The sequence below is a fragment of the Kosakonia sp. 1610 genome (assembly GCF_050435845.1).
Classification (GTDB): Bacteria; Pseudomonadota; Gammaproteobacteria; order Enterobacterales; family Enterobacteriaceae; genus Kosakonia; species Kosakonia cowanii.
Genome location: NZ_JBNDKZ010000005.1, coordinates 171,201 through 187,917, shown reverse-complemented (window position 1 = coordinate 187,917; position 16,717 = coordinate 171,201). Strand labels below are relative to the sequence as shown.

Sequence of the window (16,717 nt, the reverse complement as noted above, 5' to 3'; positions counted from 1 at the left end):
TATAAATCATGGCTAAAGGTATTCGTGAGAAAATCAAGCTGGTTTCTTCCGCTGGTACTGGTCACTTCTACACCACCACGAAGAACAAACGTACTAAGCCGGAAAAACTGGAACTGAAAAAGTTCGATCCAGTTGTCCGTCAGCACGTGCTGTACAAAGAAGCTAAAATTAAATAATTTTAGTTTTCTTGAACAAAAACCCCGCACTGTCGGGGTTTTTGCATTTCTGATAGCCCGCAAAAAGCCGGAGATGAGATGCCTGAATTACCTGAAGTTGAAACCAGCCGCAGAGGCATTGAACCGCACCTGGTCGGTGAAACCATCCTGCATGCGGTGGTACGTAACGGCCGCTTACGCTGGCCTGTTTCCGAAGAGATCCACAGCCTGAGCGACAAACCGGTGCTCAGCGTGCAGCGACGCGCTAAATACCTGCTGCTCGAGCTGCCGGATGGCTGGATCATCATTCACCTCGGTATGTCCGGCAGTCTGCGCATTCTTCCCCATGAGCTTCCCGCCCAAAAACATGACCATGTTGATCTGGTGATGAGTAACGGCAAAGTGCTGCGTTACACCGATCCGCGTCGTTTTGGCGCCTGGCTGTGGACCAAAGAGCTGGAAGGGCATAACGTGCTGGCGCATCTCGGCCCGGAGCCGCTGAGCGATGCGTTTAATGCCGACTATCTGCGAGAGAAGTGCGCGAAGAAGAAAACGGCGATCAAACCCTGGCTGATGGATAACAAGCTGGTGGTGGGCGTCGGGAATATTTATGCCAGCGAATCGTTGTTTGCCGCCGGGATCCATCCCGATCGGCTCGCTTTATCCCTCTCGCAGCAGGATTACGAACTGCTGGTTCGCGTGATCAAAGCGGTGCTGTTACGCTCCATTGAGCAGGGCGGGACGACGCTGAAAGACTTTCTGCAAAGCGACGGCAAACCGGGTTACTTCGCGCAGGAGTTGCAGGTTTACGGGCGAGAAGGGCAGCCGTGTCGCATCTGCGGTACGCCAATCGTGGCGGCAAAACATGCGCAGCGCTCGACGTTCTACTGTCGTCAGTGCCAAAAATAGGTGTGGAGTAAAGCCGGATAAGCTATCCGGCATCGAAGCTTACTTCAGCTTATCAAGCAGCGCCTGGTGAACCGGCTGCGGCAGGAAATGTGCGACGTCGCCCTGATGGCGCGCCACCTCTTTGACCAGCGAAGAGGAGATAAACGACCACTCTTTCGACGGCATTAAATAGACGCTTTCCAGATTCGGCATCAGATGCCGGTTCATATGCGCCAGCTGCATCTCATACTCAAAATCCGCCACTGCACGCAGACCGCGGATCAAAATCGTGGCCTGCTGGTCACGCGCGAAGTTAGCCATCAGATCGCTAAAACCGACTACCGTGACATTTTGCAGATGCGCTGTTGCCTGCTTCGCCAGCGCAACGCGCTCATCAAGGCTGAACATCGGCTTTTTGCTTGGGCTGGCGGCAATCGCCAGTATCAGCTCATCAAACATCGCGGCGGCACGCGTCACAATATCGATATGCCCGTTAGTGATGGGATCAAACGTACCTGGGTAGATCGCCCGCTTTTGCATAATCAACCTTATTGCGCTTTAGGTGGCAGATAGGGTTCCAGCAGTTGCAACAGAAGCTGCAGAGCGCCCTGGTTCTGGTAGAGCACTTCCACTGCGTGGCGACCGTAAAAATTCCGGTAATCTTCATCGGTCAACAAAGAGGTGATCTCTTTGATGAGCGCATCGACATCGTTTACGGTGATCAACCCATCAGCCTGCGTTAACCGCGCGCAGATATCTTTGAAGTTGAACGTATGCGGCCCCATCAACACCGGGATCGCATGCGCGGCGGCTTCAAGAGGATTATGACCGCCTCGCTCTACCAGCGACCCGCCGACAAAGGCCAAATCGGCAATGCCGTAAAGCAGCATCAGCTCGCCCATCGTATCGCCAACCACCACCTGCGTGCTGGCTGAAGGGATCTCGCCGGAAGAGCGCGTGATGAAACTCAAGCCCGCCTCGCGCACCATATTTACGGCGTCAGGGAAGCGTTCAGGATGACGCGGAACCAGAATCAAGAGTAAATCAGGAAACTGTTTTAGCAAGGCCTGATGCGCGAGCAGCATAATGCTCTCTTCGCCTTCGTGGGTGCTGGTAGCAATCCACACCGGACGATGCGGCGCCCACTGACGACGCAGGGCGACAGCGCGGGAGGCAAGCTGCGGTGTGACAGAGATATCAAACTTCAGGCTACCGGTTACGGTAAGCTGATTGCGTTTGGCGCCAAGTGCGATAAAACGGTCGCCATCTTCGCTGTTTTGCGCGGCAATCAGCGTAATTTTGCGCAGCAGCTTCTGAATAAATTTACCCAGCTTCGCATAGCCAGCGGCGGAGCGCGCCGAGAGGCGGGCGTTAGCAATTACCAGCGGAATGTTTCGTTTATGCAGCGCGCTAATCAGGTTGGGCCACAGCTCGGTTTCCATAATCAACACCAGCTTGGGGTCGACCTTATCAAGGAAACGGTTTAGCGCGCCGGGCAGATCGTAAGGCAGATAGACATGCTGAACGTCGCCGCCGAATGCTGACATCACGCGCTCGGAGCCAGTTGGCGTCATGGTTGTGACGGTAATGGGTAAATCAGGATAACGGTGACGTAAGGCGCGAACCAGCGGAATCGCCGCCAGTGTTTCGCCGACCGAGACGGAGTGCAGCATGATGCCGCCTGCTTTTAACGGCTTATTGTAGAAGCCATAGCGCTCGCCCCAGCGTTTGCGGTAAGCCGGAGCTTTTGCACCACGCACCCACAACCGCACCCAAATCAGCGGCTGAATGATGTACAGAAGTGTGGTGTAGAGCAATTGGAGCATAGTACGTTGCAGGCTTAGGAATGTGCTGGGGATTTTATGTATTTAGTACCGCCATTGCTATTACTTTTGCTGAAATCGGTCAAATTCACCTCTTATCACGTTATTTGTATCAGTCTTATCAATTTTTTTTCATTTTTATCTAGTTTATTGAATGTTTCAGCGCGGACCCATTATGACCATGAAGCAATAATTTTTATCTATAAACCTGATTTTTATAATCTTTTTAAGGGCTTTGTTGAAAAGTGCTTCAGATCGGATTGGTGGTAAAGAAGTGGTACAATAAAAGATCTATAAGTGCGCAATATCAGTGTTCAGGTAGCTGTCGAGCCTGGGGCGGTAGCGTGCCTGTAATTTTTTCACGGATATCACATCAAGAAGAGCCGATTGTGGAAAAGCGATTTCACCGAATTCTGGTTATTAAAATGCGTTTTCATGGAGACATGCTGCTGACCACGCCGGTCGTTAGCACGTTAAAACGCAACTATCCTGATGCGCGCATTGATATGCTGCTCTACAAAGACACAATGCCAATCTTATCCGAAAACCCCGAGATTCATGCTCTTTATGGCATGAGCAATAAAGGGGCGCCATTAAAGGAAAAGATACAGAACTTCTTCTCGCTGGTGAGTCAATTACGCAAGAATAATTACGATCTCATCGTCAACCTGACGGATCAGCATATCGTGGCGCCGCTGGTACGCTCTCTGCCGGCAAAAGTGAAAATTTCGCAGGATTACGCCCATCGGCAGTCCGCTTTCTGGAAAAAGAGTTTTACCCATCTCGCACCCTTTGCCGGTGAGCACGCGGTAGAACGTAACTTATCGACCCTTGTTCCGCTGGGTATCACTGACTTCTGCCGTGATACCACCATGAGCTACGCGCCCGAACACTGGGAGCGTATGCGCAGCGCGCTGAATGAGGCGGGCGTTGGCGAGCACTATGTCGTTGTGCAGCCGACTGCCCGACAGCTGTTTAAATGCTGGGACAATGAAAAATTCTCGCAGGTGATTGATGCCCTGCAAGCCCGGGGCTATGACGTTGTGCTGACCTCCGGCCCTGGTGCGGACGATCTCGCCTGCGTTGAGGAGATTGCCCACGGATGCGCGCGCAGGCCCGTCACTTCTCTGGCGGGTAAAACGCGTTTTCCTGAACTCGGTGCCTTAATTGCGCACGCCGCGCTATTTATTGGCGTGGATTCCGCGCCAGGCCATATCGCCGCCGCGGTGAAGACACCGATTATCTGTCTCTTTGGCGCGACCGACCACGTTTTCTGGCGCCCGTGGAGCGACAACATTATTCAGTTCTGGGCCGGCAATTATCAGCCGATGCCAGCGCGCAGCCAGTTGGACAGAAACAAGAAATATCTCTCGGTCATTCCGGCAGAAGATGTCATCGCGGCAACGGAGAAAATGCTGCCCTCTTTAGAAGGCGTCTCCTGATGATTGTCGCTTTCTGCTTATACAAATATTTTCCGTTCGGCGGCCTGCAGCGCGACTTTATGCGTATTGCGCAAACCGTTGCCGGGCGCGGGCATCATGTCAGGGTTTATGTCCAGTCCTGGGAAGGCGATGTGCCAGCCGGGTTTGAGCTGATCCGCGTCCCGGTCACCTCGCGCACCAACCACGGTCGCAACGCTGAATATCACGCCTGGGTAGTGGCGCATCTGGCGCAACATCCCGCCGATCGCGTGGTCGGCTTTAATAAAATGCCGGGCCTTGATGTCTACTATGCGGCCGATGTTTGCTACGCCGAAAAAGTGGCGCAGGAGAAGGGCTTCTTTTACCGCCTGACGTCTCGCTATCGCCATTATGCCGCCTTTGAGAAAGCGACCTTTGAACAAGGGAAAGCGACGCAGCTGCTGATGCTAACGGATAAGCAGATTGGCGATTTTCAACGGCACTACCATACCGAAAGCGACAGGTTTCACATTCTGCCTCCGGGGATCTATCCGGATCGTAAATACAGCCAGCAGATCGCCAATGCCCGCCAGATCTACCGTGAAAAGAGTGGTATCGCGGAGGATCAGTTTTGGCTGTTACAGGTTGGATCCGATTTCAGCAGGAAAGGCGTTGATCGAACGCTTGCCGCTGTTGCCGCCCTGCCAGAAGCATTAAGAAAGAAGACGACACTGTTTGTGGTCGGCCAGGACAAACCCGGGCGATTTGCCGCCCAGGCGGCGAAGGCTGGCATTAAAGAGAATGTGCACTTCTTTTCCGGGCGCAGCGATGTGGCTGAACTGATGGCGGGTGCCGATCTGCTGATGCATCCTGCCTACCAGGAAGCTGCGGGGATTGTGCTGCTCGAAGCGATAACAGCTGGCCTGCCGGTGATTGTCAGCGCCGTTTGTGGATATGCGCACTACATTGCCCGCGCGCAGTGCGGCGTGGTGATTGAAGAACCATGGTCTCAGGCCGCGTTGAACGAGGCGCTACAGCGTGCGCTGCAAGAGCCTGCCTTGCGCGAAGCGTGGGCTGCGCGAGCGCGCCACTTTGCAGACACAGAAGATCTTTATAGCCTGCCGGAGAGAGCGGCGGACATCATTACGGGTGAAGTGAATGGTTGAATTGAAAGAGCCGCTGGCGACACTCTGGCGGGGTAAAGATGCGTTTGCCGAGGTTGAAAAGCTACAGGGAGAGGTGTTTCGCCAGCTTGAAACGCGCCGCACCCTGCGTTTTGAACTTGCCGGTAAAAGCTATTTCCTGAAATGGCATCAGGGCACCGCGTTTAAAGAGGTGGTGAAAAATCTGCTTTCGCTGCGCTTGCCGGTGCTGGGTGCCGATCGCGAGTGGAAAGCCATTCATCGTCTGCATGATGCGGGTGTTGATACCATGCACGGCGTTGGGTTTGGCGAAAAGGGTGCCAACCCTATCAATAAAAAGTCCTTTATTATCACTGAAGATCTGACGCCAACCATTAGCCTGGAAGACTATTGCGCCGACTGGCTGACAACGCCGCCGCAACCGCGGGTCAAACGGATGATTATTCGGCGCGTCGCGACCATGGTGCGAGAGATGCACCAGGCGGGTGTAAACCATCGCGACTGCTACATCTGCCATTTTCTGCTTCATCTACCTTTTGACGGCGATGAACAGCGCCTGAAAATCTCGGTGATCGATCTTCATCGTGCACAGATGCGCGCGCATGTGCCGACGCGCTGGCGCGATAAAGATCTGATTGGGCTCTACTTCTCTTCACTCAATATTGGTCTTACCCAGCGGGATATCTGGCGTTTTCTTACCGTCTACTTTGCCGCATCGCCGCGAAAGATTGTTCAGCAAGAAGCGGGCTTATTAGCGAAAGCGCAGGCCCGTGCTGAAAAGATCCGCGAAAGAACGGAACGTAAGTCTCTCTAAAATGAGAAGTGGTCACTCAATGAAAATTGCATTTGTTGGTGAAGCGGTATCGGGTTTTGGTGGTATGGAAACGGTCATCAAAGCCGTCATTCACTCTTTTCAGCAAGATGCCTTTGCGCAGTGCGAGATGTTCTTTTTTTGCCGTAACGACAAAATGGATAAAGGATGGCTGGCGGGGATTAACGCCGCTTACTCCTTCTCAAACATCAAACTCAGCTTTCTCAGGCGCGCGATACATATCCGCAATTTCAAGCGCTGGGTAGATGAGCATAAGCCCGACCTCGTTATCTGCATTGATACGCCCTCCTGCTTTCTGGCAAACAGAGCGCGGCGTAAAAGCAAACATCGTTTTACCGTTTTGTCCTGGCCGCATTTCTCGCTGGATCACAAAAAGCACGGCGACGCTGTAGCCTGGGCTGATTACCACCTCGCGATAAGCAGTGGCATCAAAACGCAGATGGAGGCGCGGCACATTGCGCCAGAGATGATCCACGTCATCTATAACCCGGTTGAACCGCAGACTGAAACGATTCCCGCCCCGAAGGCGGACGAGACAACAACGTTCTTATACGTTGGTCGGATGAAGTTTGAGGGGCAGAAGCGGGTTAGAGATCTGCTTGATGGCCTCGCGCAGGTCAAAGGCGACTGGCATCTGCATGCGATTGGCGATGGCTCCGATTTTGATAAGTGCAAGGCCTACGCGCGCAAACTCAATATCGACAGCAACATCACCTGGCATGGCTGGCAGGCCCAGCCCTGGGTGGTGGTCCGGGACAAGATCAAAAAAGTATCTGCATTGCTGCTGACCTCATCCTTTGAAGGTTTCGGCATGGTGTTGCTGGAAGCGATGTCATGGGGCATTCCCTGTATCAGCGCAAACTGTGTGGCCGGTCCGGAGGATATTATTCGCCAGGGCGTGAATGGTTACCTCTATCCGCCGGGCGATATGGCTGAATTTGTGACATTACTACAGCAGGTCGTTGATCGTCACACCGCGTTTGAGCCGGATACGATTAAGCAGTCAATCAACGCGTTTTACACTGAAACATATAATCGAAATATGCGAGAGGCGATTCGCTCTGTCCTCGCTGCACTGACAACGAGCATTAAATGAGCCAAACTTATTTTGATGAGAAAGAAGTGATTCTTTCGATAAAGGATTACAACTATCTGCCTGATGCTGACATCAGTACGTTCAATATCGCCTACGGCATCGATAAAAATTTTCTCTATGGATGTGGGATTTCAATAGCGTCAATTCTTTTAAATAACAAAGATAAGCGTTTATCCTTCCATGTCTTTACCGATTACATAACAGAAGAGGATAACAAAAAGTTCTCTTCACTCGCTGAGCAGTACCAGTCAAGAATTACGGTTTATCTGGTCAACTGCGATAAATTAAAATCGCTTCCCAGTACCAAAAACTGGACCTATGCGACCTATTTCCGCTTCATTATTGCCGATTACTTTACGGAAAAAGCCGACCGCGTCCTCTATCTCGATGCGGATATCGCCTGCCAGGGTAGCGTTCAGGAGCTGATTGATCTTGAGTTTAGCGAGCATGAGATCGCCGCAGTGGTCGCGGAAGGTGATATCACCTGGTGGCAAAAGCGAGCGGTAAGCCTGGACTCGCCTGGGTTAGTTAACGGTTATTTTAATGCCGGCTTTTTGCTGATTAATATTCCGAGCTGGACGGCGAATGATATCTCGCGCAATGCGATTGAAATGTTACGCGATCCGGTTGTGGCTGGAAAAATTACGCATCTCGATCAAGATGTGTTAAATATGCTGCTGGTGGATAAAGCGAAGTTTATTGATAAAAAATTCAATACTCAGTACAGCATTAATTATGAATTAAAAACGGGTGTAGTAAATCCGGTAAACGAAAATACGGTATTTATCCATTATATTGGGCCAACAAAACCATGGCATGATTGGTCAGATTATCCTGTTTCACAAGGTTTTCTGCGGGCTAAAAGAGAGTCGCCGTGGAAAAACGATCGCTTACTGAAACCAACGAATGCCAATCAGTATCGATATTGTGCTAAGCACATGCTGCATCAGAAGAAGTTCGTTAAAGGGTTGATTAGTTATTTGTTCTATTTTCAAAAGAAAATCGCAAACTAAAAAATACATAGGTGATGCAGTGGACTCATTTCCAGGTATTAAAATTTCTGAATTCGAAGTTTTTGATCATAGCAAAGAGAAAACAACCAACGCTCTAAACATCGCCTATGGAATTGATCGCAACTATCTTGATTGGGTTGGCGTATCAATAACGTCGATTGTAATTAATAACAGCATCAACATTAGTTATCACATCATTTCCGATGAGTATGATGACTGTTTCCTGAAACGAATTGCCCTTCTGGCTGAGAAGTATGCAATCAAGATCAGCTTATACTTGATTAATGCTGAATGCCTGAGCGATCTTCCGAGCACTAAAATATGGTCGCGTGCCATGTATTTCAGGTTATTTGTCTTCGAGTACTTTAGCGATAGCTTCGATAAATTGCTGTATCTCGACGCCGACGTCTTTTGTAAAGGTAAGCTTGATGAACTGGCTGCGTGTAATCTTGAAAACGTTGCTGCCGCAGTGGTCAGGGATGTTGATTCGATGCAAAGTAAAGCTATCGAAAGATTAAAAGATCCCGAAATCCGCAACAATTATTTTAACTCTGGCGTGGTGTTTGCCAATCTTAAAGAGTGGGTGAAAAACGATCTCACTAATCAGGCATTCTCGATCCTGCTTGATAAAAATAACCGCGGCATACAATTTAAGTACCCGGATCAGGATGTGCTTAATGTATTATTAAAAGATAAAGTCCATTTTCTGCCGGGTAAATTTAATACAATTTATACCATCAAAAGTGAGTTAAAAGATCGTACTCACCAAAATTTCAAGAATATTATTTCAGATGAAACCGTATTAATACATTATACCGGTGCCACAAAACCCTGGCATAAATGGGCGACGTATCCATCTACTATTTATTACCAAACTGCGTTAGCTGCTTCACCCTGGAATGATCAACCGCCGCGTGACGCAAGGACATTTATTGAGTTTAAGAAGCGATACAAACATCTTCTGGTGCAACATAAATATATGGCAGGTATCAAAGCAGGTTTTTTATATCTTCTGAGAAAATATTCTTTACATTCAAAATAAAATAATAGCTGGTCTAATTTATGAGTGACAAATATCAAGTTGGGGATTATGTTGTTTTCACCAAAACTGGTGGTGAAAAATACCTGAAAATCTTTAAAGATTTCATGGATTATAATCTCGATGTGATAAAAGTTTTTCGCAGTATTGATGATACAAAAGTCGTGTTAATTAATACGGAATATGGAAAGTATATTTTAAAAGTCTTCGCACCTAAGCAGAAAAAAGCTGAGCGTTTTCTAAAGTCTATTTTCAAGGGCGATTATTATGAAGCCTTGTTTCATCAGACTGAACGTATCCGTGCAAATGGCGCTGATGCGATAAATGATTTTTATCTGCTGGCTGCCAAAAAGACATTTCGCTTTGCCCACTCCTATATTATGTTAATTGAATATATTGATGGCATTGAGTTAGCAGATTTTACTTCTATTGATGATGAGCTAAAACAAAAAATCAAACTGTCGATAGATGAATTGCACCAAAATGGCATGGTTTCAGGCGATCCGCATAAAGGCAATTTTATCATTCAAAACGGCGAGGTCAGGATTATCGATTTGTCCGGTAAATCACCGTCCCGGATACGAAAAGCGAAAGATCGCATCGACCTGGAACGGCATTACGGTATCGCTAATAGCATAAAAGATCTCGGTTACTACCAGTTTATTTATAAGAAAAAAGTGCGTAATTTTATTCGTAGGATAAAAGGTAAGCCAGTTCGCTGAAAAAGCGTAAAATGTTTTTGGGTTTCTTGCTCATTACTTTTATATCGCCTGCAAAATTTTAATAGTGATAAGCATAGTGGAAAGGCGGTGAAAAAATAGCAACACCGCCTAAAGCTTTCAAGTTTGGCCAGCATAATTAAAGATAAGCATATTGTTAGTCTGAAACGGTAATATGTATTAATCCTAACAGGTTTATTATGAAAAATATTAAATATATTACACATGCATGTGTTGAACGGTTGAAAAGACACAAGTCTTCAGATGACATTGTTATCTTTCTCTCTGGGCCTACGTCAAAGAAGACGCCCCTGTCGATTCTTCGCAGTCGGGATATCATCGCGGTCAACGGATCGGCGGCGTATTTAATAGAGAACGATATTACTCCGTTGATTTACGTTTTAACGGACGCCCGTTTTTTGCTGCAGCGACGTGATGACTTTTATAAATTCAGCCGCAGCAGCCGTTTTACCATCGTTAATGCGGATGTTTACGAGGCTGCAACGGAAGAAGATAAGCGTTATCTGCGCGAAAATTGCCTGATACTGCGCGCCTTCTACAAACGAGAAAAAGGTGGTGCGGTTAAAAAGGTAAAATTCCTGATGAAAAGCCGCCTGCATAAAAATTTGCTCATTAATATCCCATGGTCGAAGAAAGGGCGCCTCGTTGGCTTCAGTAAAGATATCGCTTTGGGATATTGTTCATGCCATACGGTGGCTTACACTGCGATTCAAATTGCCTATTCGTTGCAATACAGCGCAATTATTTGCTCAGGCCTTGATCTGACGAACACCTGCCGCCGATTTTATGACGAAAGCAGTAACCCAATGCCATCTGAATTAAGTAAAGATCTGCCGAAGATTTTGCCTTTCTTCATTTTTATGCGGGCGAACATTCCGGATATTAATATCTATAATCTTTCAGATGACACGGCAATTAGTTACGACATCATTCCTTTCATTCAACCCGGTGAGCTTGAAACAAATAATTATAAAAACAGTCACGAGTTGCATGAAAAAATTGATTTCGAACGCAAAGCAAACACCTTTGCTAACTAGTGGCAAACACCTTTTTGGTAAGAAAAATGCGCCTTGGAACTTTCCACAAGAAGAAAAAGCATTTAATCAATAAAATTAAAATCAATTTTCTCTCTCTATTTTTAAAAAATAGAAGGGGGACTGATGTAGATGGCAAAAGCATCAAGAGCTGCTTGTTAATTCATGACAACAGCAAGATTGGCGACCTGATTGTGCTCAGTGCGCTTTACAGAATACTGGCCAAAAAAGGTATCACGTTATCGATTCTCTCCTGCGGCACAGGGCACGCTTTTCTCAAAGCGCACCCACATATCGAGCAGCTGTTCATAAAAAAATCGAACAGCCTGGCGGAAACGCTTAAACTACGCCGCCAGTTAAGAGAGCGGCAGTTCGATGTTGTTCTCGATCCCTTTGAAACGTTTCCCTGCTTTGGTCACGCGCTGCTGCTCTCGGGCTTGCGGGATTCGTTCGTGCTGGGATTTGATAAATGGTACAAGCGCTACTATTCGCGTTATAACCCCCATGACGAGCAGTTACACGAGCATATGTCTTCGCGCACAAACGTCATTGTGCGACAGCTTTTCGGCTGCGATGCCGACGATGATTATCGCTACGATATCGCTATTCCGGCCGATGTCGAAGAGGCGGTAAGCGCGTTCGTAGGATCGTCTGACGTTGTTGTTATCAATCCACTGGGTGCCAAGAAGATTTGCCGTCTTTCATCTGAACAGATGCTGCTTATCCACAGTTGGTTTGCACAGCACCATCCTGGTCTGAGAATTATCTATACTGGACATCCGGATGACTTATCGTCCATCCCTGTAAACAATATCGAAACGCTGCCTTACCCTGATTTTATCTACACCGTAGCCTTAACGAAGCTCAGCAAATACGTTGTCTCCGTCGATACCGCGCTGGTGCATATCGCTTCAGCCTTTAACCGACCGATGCTGGCCCTCTACCCTCAGGCCCGTACCGTTGAGTATCCCTCGCCGCTGATTTGGGCGCCAAATAATGAGTATGCGCAGCAAATTATCTCCCCCACGCATTTCGTCTCTGATATCGATGAGCGCACGTTAGTTAACGGGCTGGAAAGCTTGATGGCGGGCAGGATGAACGCAACGCAATAAAATGGCCACACGCGGTGGCCATTGAGTCAGCATGCTATTGCGCGCTGCGGATCTTATTGAAAAGTAGAAGCAGCGTCAGGCCGCAGATAATGATAATCGGCACGCTTCTCGCCCAGATAAGCACATCGCTTAACCCAGTCCCAATTATTGCAAGGCTGAAAGCAAATAGCCCCAGCGCACGATAGTAGTAGGCAGAAAACATCAGCGCGGCATAAAAACAGAGCACAGATATTACGCCGACAATACCTTTGAGCGAGGCATTTTCTATAATTTCGTTATGCAGGTGGACGTTGATATATATCATCGCAGAACTTAATGTTTTATTTTTTGCGATTAAACTTTCAACCTCCTGTGAACGCTCTTCTGCTGAGCGCCATTTTAAGGGCGCCTCTTTAAAGAGCGTCATGCCGGATTCGTACATCGCAAACCGCGCACCGAGAGAGGTGTCACCGTTACCCTGCTGATATAAGTTTATGTCATTAACGGCCGCATCGTATCGTGTGGCAATTGACTGACTGAAAACAAGGCCAAGAACAATCATAAATGTTAAGAAACCACAAATTCCCAGGAAAAGTTTTTTCGGATTCTTAAGGTAATAAGTGACGATCGTTATGCAGCAGATAACCGGGAAAATCAAAATGGATGAGCGGGTCTGCGTCATCACCAGAGCAGCAAAAACCATTACTGTATTCAGCACAAATAAAAGCGGATGGCTTTTAGGTGTATACAGAATAGATACCGCGCTGATCAAACCAACCAGCATAATGGAGTAAGCGGCGCCCGTTGATGAACCAATGCCAAAATCGATTCTATCCATGCCAAGAGAATGTTTCTGGAAAAGAGCGTAGCCCAGAATAATAAACGAAACGGAATAGAGAAGATAAAGCAGCGCGCTGCTTTTGTACTTAATTTTTGTCGTTGCGGCCAGCAATACCATGAAGAATCCGAAAATAAAGACCCGCACGGTATTGATGTAGTTATGATACGTCGCCTGGAAGGGCGAATTATTAACTTTAAAAAGCTTGTACCAGATAAGATCGATAATGCCAATAAATAGAATAGACGCTGGCAACGCGAAACCTTTCCAGCTTATATTTGACGATCTTCCTTTGAGAATAAGAGTTAATATCGCGAGAATGCCGCAAATATTTAGTAACTTCATGCTCAAATTATTATTTACCATCGCTACCAGAAGCGTAACGGCGCTAAAAATAAACGTACCATATTCCATAATAAAGGCGGCTTTTTCACTTCGCCCCTTCCAGGTTTGCGCATTCATAGAGACTGGCATTCACTTTCCTTTATGCTAAACAGGCTATCTCATTAAAAACGGTATCTGCGCTGAGATGGGCTAAGTCGCCATCACTCGCGCGGCATATATGCTGGTTTTTTCCATACCCGCCAATAAGCCCAGGATCGGTTGGGCCATATAACGTGACATTTGGTCGATCCAGCGCCGCCGTCAAATGACTGAGGCCCGTATCCACCGATACCACGAACTTCGCGCCAGCCAGTGTCTGTGCGACCTTCTCAAGACTCATCTTCGGCAGCACATCAACATAATCAAACCCTTCCGCTAACCGCTTCGCACGCGCCTCTTCATGAGGGGCTCCCCAGGGGAGCTTAATCTGCAAACCGCTACCGTTAAGCAGGCCAATCAATATGCGCCAGTGACTCTCCGGCCAGTGTTTATCATCTCGCGTGGTGGCATGTAAAAAGACGGCATAGGAGGAAGCTGGCACAGCGCTGGAGGTGAAATGCTGCGCAATGGCGTAGTCACCCTGCGCCTGCGGTTTGGTATAGCCCAGACTCTTTGCAAAGAGTTCGCGCGTCCGCTCAACCGCATGTTGCTGTTTCGCAATGGCGTGACGGCGTTTATAGAACAGGCTCGCCAGCGGTTCGCGTGCGGAGTGCCAGTCCATCCCATGTTTCACACCATGCGCCAGCCGGGTGACCAGCGCGGCGCTCTTTACCAGACCCTGCGCGTCGATTATGGCGTCGTACTGCCTCTCCTTCACCGCGTTGCGAAAAGCCTGGCGCTCTGCCGTAACAGGCGCGGAAAACCACGCTTTGCGCCAGCGGCGGATCGCCACCGGTATAACCCGGTCGACCGCTGGGTGCCATGAAGGAATCTGGGCAAATCCCTCTTCCACTACCCAATCAAAACGGATGCCCGGAATGGCCTGCGCGGCATCGGTCAGGGCAGGCAGCGTGTGCAGCACATCGCCCATTGACGAGGTTTTCACAATCAAGACCCGCATCGCTTATCCTTCTGCTGCCAGCAACAAACCATTTAACTCATCCAGCACGCGCTGCGGCGTAATATCGATCAGGCTCTGGTGATACCCCTCTGCGGCATCGCCTTTGCGTACCTTGTGGTAGCCGGTGATTAAGCGAATCACGCGCGCTTTGTGGGAGAGCGGCGGCGTGAAATCGGGGCTGCTGGGGCCATAAAGCGCCACCAGCGGGCGATCGAGCGCGGCGGCAACGTGCATCAAACCTGAATCATTGCTCACCACCGCTTTACAGGCGGCAATCAGCACCACGGCCTGCTCAAGCTGCGTCTCTCCCGCCAGATTGCGGCACCACGCCTGTTGCTCAATGCTCAGCGCGGTCAGAATCTGATTACCCGCGTCGTGATCTTTTGCCGAACCGAACAGCAGCACCTGATAACCTTCATCAATAAGCTGTTTCGCCAGCTCAGCGTAGTGATAGTGCGGCCAGCGCTTTGCCGGGCCAAACTCGGCGCCGGGGCAAAAACCGATCATCGGGCGTTCAGCCGCGAGGTCGAAGGTCGCACAAACCTGCAGCTTCTCACTCTCATTGACCTGCAACTGCGGCCATAACAGCGGCTGCGGCAGATCTTTCGCCGAGTGCATTACGCCTTTGTCATAGGCCAGCGCAACATAGCGCTCGACCATCAGCGGCCAGGCTTGCTTATCCAGCACCCGCGCATCGTTAAGCACGCCATAGCGCATTTCGCCGCGCCAGCCGGTACGGTGTGGAATGCCGGCAAAGAAGGGCACCAGCGCAGATTTAAAGGAGTTTGGCAGCACGTAGGCGCGATCGTAACGCCGTTCGCGCAGGCTGTGCCCCAGCTTACGGCGCGCGCCAATCTCCAGCGCGCCGTGGCCGAGCGGCATCGGGATCGCCTCGTTAACCTCCGGCATGCGCGATAAAAGCGGACGGCACCACGCGGGTGCCATCACATCGATTATCGCCTGGGGAAAGCGCGCCTTCAGCGTGCGGTAGAGACTCTGCGACATCATCATGTCGCCTACCCAGGAGGGTCCAATGACCAGAATTTTCATACTTACGCGTCGCGGTTCAGCCAGGCCATATATTCGCTCACGCCTTCAGCCACGGTTTTAAACGGCTTGTCGTAGCCTGCCGCGCGCAGATTGGTGAGATCGGCCTGCGTAAACGCCTGATAGCGGCCTTTCAGCTTGTCCGGGAACGGGATGTACTCAATGCTGCCTTTTTTATGGAAGGCAAGCGTGGCATCCGCCACGGCCTGGAAGGACTCCGCGCGTCCGGTGCCGAGGTTAAAGATGCCGGAGACACCGTTTTCCCAGAACCATAGATTGACCGCCGCTACATCGCCAACGTAGACGAAATCGCGCTTGAAGTTGTCGCTGCCTTCAAACAGTTTCGGGCTCTCGCCATTGTTCAGCTGGGTGTTGAGATGGAAAGCGACGCTCGCCATGCTGCCTTTGTGCCCTTCGCGCGGGCCATAGACGTTGAAATAGCGGAAGCCGACAATCGGTGAGTTCGCTTCCGGCAGAATGCTGCGCACATACTCGTCGAACAGCATTTTCGAGTAGCCGTAGACGTTAAGCGGCTTTTCATATTCGCGCGATTCAATAAAGTCCGAGGTGCGGCCGCCGTAAGTGGCTGCTGATGAGGCGTACAGGAAGGGGATTTCGCGCTCCAGGCAGTAGTGCAGCAGCTCTTTGGAGTACTGATAGTTGTTCTCCATCATGTACTTGCCATCCCACTCGGTGGTGGAGGAGCACGCACCTTCATGGAACACCGCTTCAATCTCGCCGAACTCTTCGCCAGACATAATCTGGATCAGAAAATCCTCTTTATCCATATAGTCGGCGATATGCAAGTCGACCAGATTGACAAACTTAGTGCCGTCTTTCAGGTTGTCCACCACCAGGATATCGGTGATGCCTTTGTCATTCAGGGCTTTAACGATATTGCTGCCGATAAAACCCGCGCCGCCAGTGACGATGATCATAACTGTACCTTTGCAAAATGAAGCGTTGAGACAATCTCAGACACGAATAACTTTATCATACCATCACATTGCTGCCCCTTCAGCCATTCCCCGGGAAAGGGGAGGGCTATGCGTGATTTATGCTGCAAAACGGATAAGCAGTGAAGCGTCATCTCGTATCAACGTATAGCTTTGGGTAATATGTGCCGAAATTTGCC

The 16,717-nt window shown here is 49.5% G+C and carries 17 protein-coding genes; 11 read left to right on the top strand and 6 right to left on the bottom strand.

Features of this window, described 5'->3' with window-relative positions; translation table 11 throughout:
- The first annotated feature begins 8 nt into the window (after window positions 1–8).
- Both rpmG and mutM read left to right on the top strand, forming a co-directional pair.
- Window positions 9–176, top strand: coding sequence for a 50S ribosomal protein L33 (rpmG, locus tag ABIC80_RS15650; protein ID WP_003024094.1), 168 nt, complete (start codon window positions 9–11; stop codon window positions 174–176).
- A 78-nt stretch (window positions 177–254) separates the two neighbouring features.
- Entirely contained in the window at window positions 255–1,064 is an 810-nt protein-coding gene (mutM, locus tag ABIC80_RS15645) for a bifunctional DNA-formamidopyrimidine glycosylase/DNA-(apurinic or apyrimidinic site) lyase (RefSeq protein WP_200580293.1), read from the top strand.
- A gap of 39 nt (window positions 1,065–1,103) precedes the next feature.
- On the opposite strand, the gene coaD is transcribed toward mutM, so the two are convergent.
- Both coaD and waaA read right to left on the bottom strand, forming a co-directional pair.
- Complete coding sequence (coaD, locus tag ABIC80_RS15640; protein WP_042714983.1) at window positions 1,104–1,583, bottom strand: pantetheine-phosphate adenylyltransferase; 480 nt, start codon at window positions 1,581–1,583, stop codon at window positions 1,104–1,106.
- A gap of 8 nt (window positions 1,584–1,591) precedes the next feature.
- Entirely contained in the window at window positions 1,592–2,869 is a 1,278-nt protein-coding gene (gene waaA / locus ABIC80_RS15635; protein WP_054802713.1) for a lipid IV(A) 3-deoxy-D-manno-octulosonic acid transferase, read from the bottom strand.
- Between the two features lie 386 nt (window positions 2,870–3,255).
- Between waaA and rfaQ the strand changes: the two genes are divergently transcribed.
- The 9 genes from rfaQ (at window position 3,256) to ABIC80_RS15590 (ending at window position 12,274) form a co-directional block, all read left to right on the top strand.
- Window positions 3,256–4,308 (top strand): lipopolysaccharide core heptosyltransferase RfaQ, encoded by a 1,053-nt coding sequence (gene rfaQ, locus ABIC80_RS15630; protein WP_076769317.1) that lies wholly within the window; start codon window positions 3,256–3,258, stop codon window positions 4,306–4,308.
- Entirely contained in the window at window positions 4,308–5,432 is a 1,125-nt protein-coding gene (locus ABIC80_RS15625; protein ID WP_288874827.1) for a glycosyltransferase family 4 protein, read from the top strand. The genes rfaQ and ABIC80_RS15625 overlap by 1 nt, the downstream gene beginning before the upstream one ends.
- Window positions 5,425–6,222, top strand: coding sequence for a lipopolysaccharide core heptose(I) kinase RfaP (gene rfaP, locus ABIC80_RS15620; RefSeq protein ID WP_429177761.1), 798 nt, complete (start codon window positions 5,425–5,427; stop codon window positions 6,220–6,222). The genes ABIC80_RS15625 and rfaP overlap by 8 nt, the downstream gene beginning before the upstream one ends.
- 19 nt (window positions 6,223–6,241) lie before the next feature.
- On the top strand, window positions 6,242–7,336 hold the full coding sequence (gene waaB / locus ABIC80_RS15615; RefSeq protein ID WP_429177820.1) for a lipopolysaccharide 1,6-galactosyltransferase: 1,095 nt from the start codon (window positions 6,242–6,244) through the stop codon (window positions 7,334–7,336).
- Window positions 7,333–8,349 carry a lipopolysaccharide 3-alpha-galactosyltransferase gene (gene waaO / locus ABIC80_RS15610; protein WP_288874831.1) on the top strand — a complete coding sequence of 339 codons (1,017 nt, stop codon included), beginning with the start codon at window positions 7,333–7,335 and terminating at the stop codon, window positions 8,347–8,349. The genes waaB and waaO overlap by 4 nt, the downstream gene beginning before the upstream one ends.
- A gap of 19 nt (window positions 8,350–8,368) precedes the next feature.
- Complete coding sequence (locus tag ABIC80_RS15605) at window positions 8,369–9,391, top strand: glycosyltransferase family 8 protein (protein ID WP_429177760.1); 1,023 nt, start codon at window positions 8,369–8,371, stop codon at window positions 9,389–9,391.
- Between the two features lie 20 nt (window positions 9,392–9,411).
- Complete coding sequence (rfaY, locus tag ABIC80_RS15600) at window positions 9,412–10,110, top strand: lipopolysaccharide core heptose(II) kinase RfaY (RefSeq protein WP_429177759.1); 699 nt, start codon at window positions 9,412–9,414, stop codon at window positions 10,108–10,110.
- 197 nt (window positions 10,111–10,307) lie between these two features.
- Complete coding sequence (gene waaZ, locus ABIC80_RS15595; protein ID WP_305207224.1) at window positions 10,308–11,165, top strand: 3-deoxy-D-manno-oct-2-ulosonate III transferase WaaZ; 858 nt, start codon at window positions 10,308–10,310, stop codon at window positions 11,163–11,165.
- Window positions 11,166–11,191: 26 nt separating this feature from the next.
- Window positions 11,192–12,274 carry a glycosyltransferase family 9 protein gene (locus tag ABIC80_RS15590; protein WP_429177758.1) on the top strand — a complete coding sequence of 361 codons (1,083 nt, stop codon included), beginning with the start codon at window positions 11,192–11,194 and terminating at the stop codon, window positions 12,272–12,274.
- Between the two features lie 34 nt (window positions 12,275–12,308).
- Here the strand turns inward: ABIC80_RS15590 and ABIC80_RS15585 are convergent, their stop codons facing one another.
- The 4 genes from ABIC80_RS15585 to rfaD are packed head-to-tail and all read right to left on the bottom strand — an operon-like array spanning window position 12,309 to window position 16,520.
- Entirely contained in the window at window positions 12,309–13,565 is a 1,257-nt protein-coding gene (locus ABIC80_RS15585; RefSeq protein ID WP_429177757.1) for an O-antigen ligase family protein, read from the bottom strand.
- Window positions 13,566–13,575: 10 nt separating this feature from the next.
- The gene (gene rfaC, locus ABIC80_RS15580; RefSeq protein ID WP_429177755.1) at window positions 13,576–14,535 is read right to left on the bottom strand and encodes a lipopolysaccharide heptosyltransferase RfaC; all 960 of its coding nucleotides are present in this window, start codon (window positions 14,533–14,535) and stop codon (window positions 13,576–13,578) included.
- Window positions 14,536–14,538: 3 nt separating this feature from the next.
- Complete coding sequence (rfaF, locus tag ABIC80_RS15575; protein ID WP_128481891.1) at window positions 14,539–15,585, bottom strand: ADP-heptose--LPS heptosyltransferase RfaF; 1,047 nt, start codon at window positions 15,583–15,585, stop codon at window positions 14,539–14,541.
- Between the two features lie 2 nt (window positions 15,586–15,587).
- The gene (rfaD, locus tag ABIC80_RS15570; protein WP_076769324.1) at window positions 15,588–16,520 is read right to left on the bottom strand and encodes an ADP-glyceromanno-heptose 6-epimerase; all 933 of its coding nucleotides are present in this window, start codon (window positions 16,518–16,520) and stop codon (window positions 15,588–15,590) included.
- Between the last annotated feature and the right edge of the window lie 197 nt (window positions 16,521–16,717).